Annotated in this window: 6 protein-coding genes; 3 read left to right on the top strand and 3 right to left on the bottom strand. The window is 45.7% G+C overall.

Annotated features, from left to right (window positions below):
- Positions 1-107 precede the first annotated feature (107 nt).
- Positions 108-869, bottom strand: coding sequence for a (S)-ureidoglycine aminohydrolase (allE, locus tag DESPCE1_RS0105240; protein WP_014793070.1), 762 nt, complete (start codon positions 867-869; stop codon positions 108-110).
- A 292-nt stretch (positions 870-1,161) separates the two neighbouring features.
- On the opposite strand from allE, the gene DESPCE1_RS0105235 reads away from it, so the two are divergent.
- On the top strand, positions 1,162-1,683 hold the full coding sequence (locus DESPCE1_RS0105235) for an ureidoglycolate lyase (RefSeq protein ID WP_014793069.1): 522 nt from the start codon (positions 1,162-1,164) through the stop codon (positions 1,681-1,683).
- A gap of 120 nt (positions 1,684-1,803) precedes the next feature.
- Here DESPCE1_RS0105235 and DESPCE1_RS0105230 read toward each other — a convergent pair whose 3' ends face one another.
- Positions 1,804-2,265 carry a RidA family protein gene (locus DESPCE1_RS0105230; protein ID WP_019849724.1) on the bottom strand — a complete coding sequence of 154 codons (462 nt, stop codon included), beginning with the start codon at positions 2,263-2,265 and terminating at the stop codon, positions 1,804-1,806.
- A 22-nt stretch (positions 2,266-2,287) separates the two neighbouring features.
- The gene (locus DESPCE1_RS0105225; protein ID WP_019849723.1) at positions 2,288-3,517 is read right to left on the bottom strand and encodes a Zn-dependent hydrolase; all 1,230 of its coding nucleotides are present in this window, start codon (positions 3,515-3,517) and stop codon (positions 2,288-2,290) included.
- Between the two features lie 493 nt (positions 3,518-4,010).
- Here DESPCE1_RS0105225 and allB (DESPCE1_RS0105220) point away from each other — a divergent pair, with 493 nt between their 5' ends.
- Complete coding sequence (gene allB, locus DESPCE1_RS0105220; RefSeq protein ID WP_014793066.1) at positions 4,011-5,369, top strand: allantoinase AllB; 1,359 nt, start codon at positions 4,011-4,013, stop codon at positions 5,367-5,369.
- A 26-nt stretch (positions 5,370-5,395) separates the two neighbouring features.
- Complete coding sequence (gene allB, locus DESPCE1_RS0105215; RefSeq protein WP_019849722.1) at positions 5,396-6,745, top strand: allantoinase AllB; 1,350 nt, start codon at positions 5,396-5,398, stop codon at positions 6,743-6,745.
- Positions 6,746-6,792: the final 47 nt, after the last annotated feature.

Raw genomic sequence — 6,792 nt, 5'->3', positions numbered from 1 at the left:
CTTGAGCGATTAGATTGCTCCGCGCAGCTTATGGAGTGAACGCCGAAAGCAAAATCCTGGAGAATCAGCTTTCGATTCTTCTTCAGAACCCGACTCAACTACCCCGCTTACAGCTTAATATCCCGATTGCAATCCTTAGTATAGATATACGTAAAAGGAGTACGCCCAACACCATAGCAAGCTTGAGGAACATAAGGACCAAACCAAATGAAGTCTTCCTTCTTCACCGGAATCCACTGGTCATCGATAAGATAGACCCCTTCCCCTTCCAACAGGTAAAGTCCATGCTCCTGGACATGAGTCTCAATAAAGGGATGACATCCCCCCGGCAAAAAGCTTAAGACGTGGAAGTTGACATCAAAACCTAAATCGGTAGGGAGTAAATCCTTAATCCGTACATTCTCCATCCCGTCATAAGGTGCATAAGGCATATCGTTGAGACGTCCCACGACAATCCTCGCTGAATATCCTTCTACAGGACGGTAACGCTGTTTATAAAGAAGCAGTTTCCAGGATGCATCCGAATCATTGCGAAGTTCCATCCCCAGGGATGCCGGAGCGAAGACATAACCGCTTTCATCAATGCTATACTCTTTTCCTTCCACCAAGACCTTGCCTTGGCCGCTCAAGCAGTAGACAAAGGTCTCGATTCCCTCTTCCATAAAGGGCTTCACTGTGCCGCCGCCAGGCAACACCTCCACAGTATACATAGCGAACTGTGGGCCATAATGAGGAGAGGCAATAATACTTACATGACATTGCTCAAGATTGGGAAGCACATTTTTCACCCGCCCCTCAGGAGGGATCAAGGCATACCTTCCATGTTCGACTACAGCTCGTGTGGATAAGAGATCATTAGGATAACCCATTTTAAATTCTCCCTTCTATTTTAGCATAAGAAGTTTTCAAATTGATATTATATTCTTAATGTTCGCCATAAAGTTAAGTTCCCCTTTATCCTAAGATGATAAAGCGATTCCCTATATTACGAAGTTATCTTGCCCTCATTTCCTAAAAAAGATGAAAAACTTAAGAAATTCAGCTTCTTTCTTTATCTTAAAATGATAAAGGAAGATGAGAGCCCATCACGAATATTCAAAAAACAATGAGTCATTTGCTGAATAATGAACTCAATTACCCTGCAAAGGAGATGACCTGCCCATGAGCCGACTGCTTAAAGTTGAAACCTTGACCAAAGAAGCCTTTAGTCCCTTTGGTTATCTACTCTGTCCTAACCCCGGCATCCCCCCTTTCAAAAATACCCCTCCGGTCTTTACCGATCGGATGCCTTTTGAGGTGGATGAAGGCCAGTCTGAATTTGTCTATGCTTTGCTGGATCGCAAAGAATTTACGTTTTCCAATCTGGAGCGCCATCTTAAAATGACCCAAGGCTTCTTTATGATGACCGGGGGACCGGCCATTATTACTGTAGCGCCTGCTACGGATCCCCATGACCCCGAGTCTTTGCCCTCTTTGGACTCGGTACGTGCCTTCCTTTGGGAGCGGGATATGTGCTTTGTTCTCCATCGGGGAGTATGGCATGGTCGAATCCTTCCACTTGAGCCGAAATTTGCCTATATCCTGGCTACCCGCAAGGAGACTTCAGACGAATCCATCGCCCCTCTCTATGATGGTGATGTCCAAATCCGCGAATTAGGAGAAACTTTTGAATTGCAGCTTTAATTTCGCCTCTAAAGACAACTGTTCACTTTCGAACAGTTGTTTTTTTTTATAAAATGAGCATGAGACAATCCGCATCCGGATCATCTCACGCTCTACTTTATTTTATCCTTTTCCTAATCCCTAGACTTCAACCACGCACATGATTTCGACTGCAGCTCCCCCTGGGAGTTGGTTCGTGCCCAAAGCCATGCGGGTATGCCGTCCCTTTTCCCCAAAACAGGTGAGAAGCAGTTCGGAAGCCCCATTCATCACTAAAGGCTGCTGGGTAAAGTGTTCCGCACTGCGGACATACCCAATAACCTGAACAAATTGCTTAATAAGGCTCAAATCCCCCAGATACTCCTTCAATGCCGCCAGACAGTTGGTCATGGCAATCCGGGCTGCTTCCTGCCCCTGCTCAACTGAAAAATCCTCGCCGACTTTACCTAAGAAAACATACTCTCCTTGGCGTTTCGGGGTATGACCGCAGACATAAAGCAAATTCCCCGTGCGAATGACCCTGCTATAATAGCCATCCGGTTCGGAAGGAACAGGTAACTCCAAACCATACCTTAGCATTAAGATCTCTTCAATCTCAAGCATGAAGCTTTCACCCTTTCATGGTTTATACCTTTACTGCCGTATCCAACAGAATATGATACAGTACATTAACCCCATCGGCGCAGTCTTCCATGCTGCTCCATTCGGCAGGATTATGACTGATCCCATCCTTAGAACGAATGAAAATCATGCCGATAGGACAGATATTGACCATTTGCATGGCATCATGGCCGGCACCGCTGGGAAGGCAAAAATACTCCAAACCGATTTTTTTACAAGCTTCTTTAGCTGCCATTTGGAATTCCTTTGAACAAGGAGCCGGCGGAATCCGTTGCAGGATTTCTGTCTCCAACTGAACTCCTCTTTCCTGACAAATCCTGGCCAATTCCTTAAATAGTGCAGCCTCCACTTCATCACTGACCTCTTGTGAGGTATCCCGAAGATCCAGAGTAAATTCGACACGGCCAGGAATAATATTAATTCCTCCAGGAAAAACATTAAGCCGACCGACCGTAGCTACGGTACTTCCTGTTTTTTTGGCTTCTCTCTCAATAACCTGAATCATTTCCGCTGCAGCCACTAAAGCATCCTGGCGGAGATTCATGGGAGTAGCCCCCGCGTGACCCGCTTCCCCTTTAACGATAAGTTTCATCCATAACTCATTCACAATCCCCGTAACGATCCCCACGGAAAGATTATTGCATTCCAAAACCTTACCCTGCTCAATATGGAGCTCAATAAAAGCCTTAAGTTCTTCCGGATTGCGAATGGCGTCTTTTATTTTATTGGGGTCATAGCCCTGATTGCTCATAGCCTGCGCCACTGTCATTCCGTTTTTATCTTTCATTTCCAAATCTTTTTGGGTAAGGTCTCCAATCACGCCGCGGCTTCCGAACATACTGAAGCTAAACCGGGATCCCTCTTCATCATTGAAGGCGTAGACTTCAATGGGATGCTCCGTCCTAATTCCCTGCTCACTGAAAGACTGCAGTACTTCGATGGCTCCAATGATGCCAAGACCCCCATCAAAGATTCCTCCATCACAGACCGTATCAATATGAGAGCCTGTAAGAACCACCGGTGCACTGGGATTCCGGCCTTCCCAACGGCCAATCAGATTACCCACAGCATCTTCCCTTACAATCAATCCGGCTTCTTTCATATAGGTTGTGACTAAATCTTTAGCAGCTCGATCTTCGGGGGTAAAGGCATGCCGAGTCACTCCACCCGATTCTCTGCGACCTATTTTTCCTAATTCCTGTAAGCGATGATTAACCCGTTCACTACTAATCATAAAATGCCACCTCTTCACAGCTGATAAACATTGAATTGTCTTAATATTCTTATCCCTATTTTTTATTAATTCGGGCTTATTGTCTTTGGCAACTTTGGATAATTATCTCCTTGCAATTCTATCCTTTTACTATTCACCCTTGTTCAATTCAAGGCAGACACTTCCCAGGATCCTTATCACACCTAGTTAAAATTTCTCTCTCACAGCTTGGACGCCTTATCCAAACTCACTAAAAAATTTGAAGGCATTATCTTTTAGAAACTTATGCCATACTGAGTCTTGATGCTCTAAAGCCGTCAACCGCAAGGAATTTACGAAATCTAAGTACGTAAAAATACTTGTTTTAGTCTGATTGGATAAACTTCACCTTGATAGATTGTCTCGAAATGATAAAGCCAAATGAAAATATTCAGTATATTCTTAATGTAAATTGGCCAATTAAACAAACCCTATGGTACCTTGCACATAGTCAGATTAGTTAGGGGGCATGAATGTGTTTAATCTCGTCATTAAAAACGGAAAGATTGTGACCGCGGACAAAATTATTGAAGCCAGTTTAGGTATCAATAATGGAAAAATCGCCGCAATCATCACAGCAGGAACAGAGATCCCAGCCGAAAAAGTCATCGATGCCAAAGGTAACTATGTCTTTCCAGGAGCTATCGATACTCATGCACATTTAAATGATCCTGGTTATCTCTGGAGAGAAGATTACGCTCACGGTACAGCAGCTGCAGGAATCGGAGGATTTACCACCATTATTGACATGCCGTTGCAAAATGAACCGGCCATGACCGATGGAAAAATTCTCGATAAAAAGCTGGACATCGTTTCTCCTAATGCCTATGTAGATTTTTGTTTCTGGGGTGGTTTAGTCGATTATAACCTTAACCAGCTGAAAGAATTGGACGAAAAAGGCTGTGTCGCTTTTAAATCTTTCATCGGGCCTGTTTCTCCGGATTATGTGTCCCTCTCCATCGGTCAAGCCAAAGAGGCTATGGAGATTTGTAAAGAGTTCGATGGCCGGGCAGGTTTCCATTGCGAAGATTATTCCATTATTAAATGGGAAGAAGAACGGGCAAAACGCAAAGATCATAACGATTGGCAGGACTTTCTGGACTCCCGTCCCCTGATCGCGGAACTTATCGCCACTCAAAATATTATCGATGTCGCCAAAGAAGTGGGAGCTAAAGTGCATATCTGCCATGTCAGCCATCCCCGTGTGGCAGAAATGATCCGCCAAGCCCAAATCGAAGGCGTGGATGTTACCGCTGAGACCTGTGGGCACTACCTCACCTTTACGGATCAGGATGTGGTTAAAAACGGCAGTCTCTTCAAATGTGCTCCCCCTTTACGTGATGCCGCAGCCGTGGAAGGTATGTGGGAATACGTCAATAACGGAACTCTGTCCGCCATTGCTTCCGACCACTCCCCCTGTGAGCTCAGTGAAAAAAGTGAAGAAAAGCACGGTGTCTTTGGGGCCTGGGGCGGAATCAGCGGAATCCAAAACGTCATGCAGGTAGTCTTTAGTGAAGGGGTCGTTAAGAGAGGCTATTCCCCCACCCTGCTGGCCCGCTCCTTAAGCGAAGGTCCCGCTAAAGCTTTCGGAATCTTCGGCAAAAAAGGTGCCATTCAAGTAGGCTTTGACGCGGATCTCGTGATCCTCGATCCGGAAAAAGAATGGGAGATCACACCCGAATCCTTACACTATGTCAATCAAATATCAGCTTTTGTGGGCTTAAAAGGCAAGGGACTTCCTGTCTGCACTCTCGTTCGCGGTGAAGTCGTTGCCCAGGACGGACAATTAGTAGGACAAAAAGGCCATGGTATGTACGTGAGAAAAATCAAGTAAGGAAAGCACAAAAAGGAGGTCTAACCATGAGTCATTATAATTTAATCCTTCGCAACGGAAATGTGGTGTTTCCAGATGGTGTAAAAAAGGCCGATATAGCCGTCAGTGATGGCAAAATTGTGCTCATTGCTGAAGAAATTCTCGGAGGTGCTAAAGAAACCATCGATGCCGCCGGAAAGCATGTTTTTCCCGGTATCACCGATGGCCATGTACACTTTAATGATCCCGGCAGAACTCATTGGGAAACCATGTCCACAGGTTCCAGCGCCATAGCTGCCGGAGGCGGAGTTGCCTTCTTTGATATGCCCCTTAACTGTGACCCGTGCACCCTGGATGCGGTGAACTTTAACAATAAGCTGGCTGTTGCCCAAAAAGATTCTTTAGTGGATTACGGTTTCTGGGGTGGTTTAACCCCCAATAATTTAGACAAACTAGAGGAACTGGCCGAATGCGGCGTCATTGGCTTTAAGGCCTTCTCCTGCCATAGCGGTATCGATGAATTTCCACGCATGGATGACTATACTGCTTTAGTAGGTATGGAGAAGTTGGCCAAACTGAACCTTCCTCTCATGGTCCATTGTGAAAACGCTGAGATTACCAAGGAGCTTACCGAATTATCCCTGGCTCAACATCGTGCCGGAGTACGGGATTATTTCGCAGCCCGTCCGCCTATTACGGAGATCGAAAATGTTTCCCGGATGATTACCTTTGCAGAAGAAACAGGCTGTCAATTGATTATCGCTCACATCAGCACTGCCAAAGCCGTGGAACTTGTCGCTGAAGCCCGAAGCAGAGGGGTCGATGTCTGCTGTGAAACCATCGGTCATTATCTGTACCTCACCGGGGACGATGTGGAACGCTTGGGCACTGTAGCCAAATGCTCCCCTCCCATCCGGGATGGAGAAAACCAAATTCAAATGTGGGGACATCTCTTTAATGATAAGATCGCTTTCGTTTCTTCCGACCACTCCCCCTGTGATCCCAAGCTGAAAAACGGTGAATTTATGCGTGTCTGGGGCGGAATCTCAGCTTGCCAAACCACCTTGCAAGGTTTGCTCACCCATGCTTATCATGACCGGAAATTCCCCTTGGTCAAGATTGCTCAGTTAACCGCCCAAAACGTCAATGAAATCTTTAATATCAAGGGCAAGGGTAAAATCGAAGTGGGTTATGATGCTGATTTTGCCTTGGTCGATCTGAATCATGAATTTACCTTACAGGCAGAGGATCTCTTCTACAAACATCAGGTCAGTCCTTATGTGGGGGATCGTTTCCGCGGCACCGTCGCCCAGACCATTCTCAGAGGGACTACAATTTATAAGGACGGAAAAATTGTCTCCAAACCCGTGGGTAAGCATTTAAAGCCCAATCAATGATTAAAAGCAGAACCTGCCAAGGAAAAACCAAAAGAAGGAAGTGAAGG

This window comes from Desulfitobacterium sp. PCE1, assembly GCF_000384015.1.
GTDB classification, from domain to species: Bacteria; Bacillota; Desulfitobacteriia; order Desulfitobacteriales; family Desulfitobacteriaceae; genus Desulfitobacterium; species Desulfitobacterium dehalogenans.
This window is presented reverse-complemented; position numbering and strand designations above follow the sequence as displayed.